At 58.8% G+C, this 3072-nt stretch carries 3 protein-coding genes; 2 read left to right on the forward strand and 1 reads right to left on the reverse strand.

Annotation, left to right across the window (positions count from 1 at the left end):
- Positions 1–187 precede the first annotated feature (187 nt).
- The gene (locus C7G61_RS42385; protein WP_108523379.1) at positions 188–964 is read right to left on the reverse strand and encodes a molybdopterin-dependent oxidoreductase; all 777 of its coding nucleotides are present in this window, start codon (positions 962–964) and stop codon (positions 188–190) included.
- A 321-nt stretch (positions 965–1285) separates the two neighbouring features.
- Between C7G61_RS42385 and C7G61_RS42390 the strand changes: the two genes are divergently transcribed.
- Both C7G61_RS42390 and C7G61_RS42395 read left to right on the forward strand, forming a co-directional pair.
- Positions 1286–1906 carry a hypothetical protein gene (locus C7G61_RS42390; RefSeq protein WP_108523381.1) on the forward strand — a complete coding sequence of 207 codons (621 nt, stop codon included), beginning with the start codon at positions 1286–1288 and terminating at the stop codon, positions 1904–1906.
- Between the two features lie 273 nt (positions 1907–2179).
- Positions 2180–2596, forward strand: a complete 417-nt coding sequence (locus tag C7G61_RS42395; protein ID WP_108523380.1) for a cupin domain-containing protein — start codon at positions 2180–2182, stop codon at positions 2594–2596.
- The last annotated feature ends 476 nt before the right edge of the window (positions 2597–3072 follow it).

Below are 3072 nucleotides of genomic sequence, written 5' to 3' on the forward strand. Positions count from 1 at the left end.
ATCCGCATTAGGCGAGCGGCCAAATCGAAAAAGCCGCCAAACTCGGCAAAATGACTGCGCCCGCCACGTCGCCAAACTCGCGACGTGTCTATGCTTCCGCTAGGACGTTTTTACGCAACCAAGACCCATCTCCGACATCGGCTTTCGGGCAGGCTCGCTCACACGTTACAGGCGGCGGCCTCTCGGTTCAAAGGCCGCTAAACCAATTGTAGCCTTCATCTTCCCAATAGCCGCCGGTGTAATTATTGAGCACGACAAGCCCGATCACGTGCTTAGGATTTTTGAAGCCGAGCTTGGTCGGAATGCGCACGCGCATGGGAAAACCGTATTTCGGCGGCAGGACCTCTCCATCGTACTTGAAGGTCATCTGCGTCTGCGGATGAAGCGCCGTGGCCATATCGATGGAGCTCGAATAGCCTTCGGCGCAGGTGAAATGCACGTACTTTGCACGCGTATCGGCGCCAATCCGGCGGAGGAATTCGCGGAGCGGCGTTCCCGTCCATCTTCCAATCGCACTCCAGCCCTCGACGCAGACAAGGCGGGTGATCTGCGTCTCCTGAGGCAGCGCGTACAGCCGATCAAGCGTCCATGGCCGTTTGTCGTCGACCAAGCCGTCGATCAAGAGTTTGTAATCGTCTTCGTCAATTTCGGGTGCATTCTCCTCGCGATAATACGCATTGAACGGGAAAGGACGCGTGATCGCGGTTTCTGGATAGGTCGGTGCGAGTCGGTTCGGGTTGAATAGCCACGCCTGCACGCGATCATTGAAACGAGACACGATGCGCAGCGCGTTCTCAACCGACGGCCCATCGATGATGTCGCATCCTGTCAGAAAGGCGAGCGCACCGACGCCTGCGCCGGCCCGCAGGAAGGCGCGACGGCTCGGCTCGGGCAGGAGTTTGGCAGCGTCCTTGGCCAGCAGTTCGGCGTCAACCCCGGGAACCGATGATCTCGAACGAGACATCTCTGGTCTCCTAGCGGCCGCAGATTCCAAACCCCATCACCGCAAGCATCGCTACGGCGTTAATCCAATGGGCACCCGGACTTCAAGCGTTACCCGGCTGTTTCGCCTTTGCGAAACCCGGCCCGCCCGAGGGTTGTGTCAGCCGCGCTTACTAGTTCCCACATGGACAACTGTGGTAGTCTAGTCTTGGCAGCTATCAATGCCGCAGGGATCGCCGGAGTTCCTCGAAATCCCTAGCGCGCGAGGTGGAATTGACCCGGGTCGTCGAGGGTCATCCTGGCAGCTGCAAAGCCAATGCTCCAAATCATCAGGGAGGAAGCGATGTCTCGCACCATAGCGTGTTCGCTGCGAATGATCGGTTTTGCCGCCATTCTGGCGGCGCCCGTGGCATGGGCTCAGGAGGCTCCGCCCGTCCGCGTGCGTGGCACCATCGAAGGTGTCATTGATAGCGCTGCCTACGTGGTTAAGACACGCGATGGAGCCGAACTAAAAGTGACACTTGCCGAAAAACCGCAGATCGCCGGAATCGTCAAGGCGTCGCTTTCCGATATCAAGGAGGGCTCGTTCGTGGGTGTTACCGCCATGCCCAAGGCCGACGGCAGCTTCAGCGCACTCGAAGTACACATTTTCCCAGAGGCCATGCGCGGGACTGGTGAGGGACACTATCCGTGGGATCTGCGGCCCCAGAGCACGATGACGAACGCGAATGTTGAACAGATCGCTGCTGCTGTTGATGGGCGCACGTTGACGTTGAAATACAAGGACGGGCAGAAGAAAATCTTCGTCCCCGCCGATGCCCCCATCGTCGCTTACGTACCGGGAGACATGAGCGATCTCAAGCCTGGCGCGAAAGTCCTCATCATCGCGGCCAAGCAGCCTGATGGAACGTTGCAGGGTCGCGCCTGGCGCGTCGGTCGGGATGGACTAACGCCGCCAATGTGACCGCAAGAAGCTCCGAGTGAAATCCGGGGGTCCAGGCCGCTACCCCGTTTCATCGGGCACCTGAGGTGGTATACTTTCTAAAGAGCCGTCCCCGGAAACGGGAGGAGCCGAACTTACCGTTCCTGCGAATGGGCAGCGATCGTGCCATCGGCGGGCATCGTACTTTCAAATCGACCGGCACTCTTCATTTTGCCAGTCCTAGCAGCATGTGCAATTCGCACGTCTGCGCGCGCATTGCGCATGTGGAAGAGGCAACTCCATCGGAGGATCGCAATGAAAGATGTCGACAGAAGATCCGCGCTGGCTTTCGGCCTCGCCGCCACATCGGCGGTCGTCATGGCGAAAAGTGCTGTGGCTCAACCCTATGCGCCGAATCAGGGCACGGAAATCGCTCCCGGCGTGAGGCGGGTTGACTTGGGTAAGCGTGAGTCGATGATCCCCGCGTACAAGACCGTCTCGATGCGCGACGTAGTGTATCAACCGAAATCCAAATCGACGAATCCCGGTATGGCAAACGACATGGTCTGCCATTGCCTCGAGGGCGAATTGGTGGTCAACCAAGGTCCGGGTAAGGACTTCACAGTTAAGAAGGGTGACGTGTGGAGCTGCAACAAAGGTCTCCCAGAGAATAACGAGAATGCAGGCAGCAGCGTCGCGATCATGCGGGTCATCGATCTGTTGTCCACCTAAGAGCCCCGCCAACTTTTCTCGATAAACCAAAGCCCGGCCCTACGGCCGGGCTGACTATTCGACTTGAGCGGCGCCAGCAAGGTGATAATTAGGCTGACACGCGAGTTGCGTTGGAGCTGGATGGTTCGTGCACTCGCGCAACTCTTCATCGAACATGCCCGCGAGGTCACGAAGCCGATGCCGAAGGTCGCGCAGCCGGGGCGATCCAATCCTTTTCGCGCGACACGATCGGTGCGGGTCGTCGGCAACTTCCCAAATGTCCGGAACTGGCACCTTTGAGACATGGCGACCGGCCCTGACGATGTCCGTTTCCAGGGGAAGACCGGAAGTATTCGGCCGACGGCTAAAGTGACGCGATTGACCCAAATGTATGGTCCGGCCGCGCGTTGCAAGAGGTTTCGTCAACCTGGCAGATGCGGTCCTGCATCAATGTATCCGGCCTCTGATTGGAGCGTGTGGTGCTCCGGGCCATCATG

The organism is Bradyrhizobium algeriense (genome assembly GCF_003062295.1).
Taxonomy (GTDB): domain Bacteria; phylum Pseudomonadota; class Alphaproteobacteria; order Rhizobiales; family Xanthobacteraceae; genus Bradyrhizobium; species Bradyrhizobium algeriense.

Coding starts and splice junctions, on each gene's coding strand:
- C7G61_RS42395 (WP_108523380.1), top strand. CDS start 2,180: ATGAAAGATGTCGACAGAAGATCCGCGCTGGCTTTCGGCCTCGCCGCC.
- C7G61_RS42390 (WP_108523381.1), top strand. CDS start 1,286: ATGTCTCGCACCATAGCGTGTTCGCTGCGAATGATCGGTTTTGCCGCC.
- C7G61_RS42385 (WP_108523379.1), bottom strand. CDS start 964: ATGTCTCGTTCGAGATCATCGGTTCCCGGGGTTGACGCCGAACTGCTG.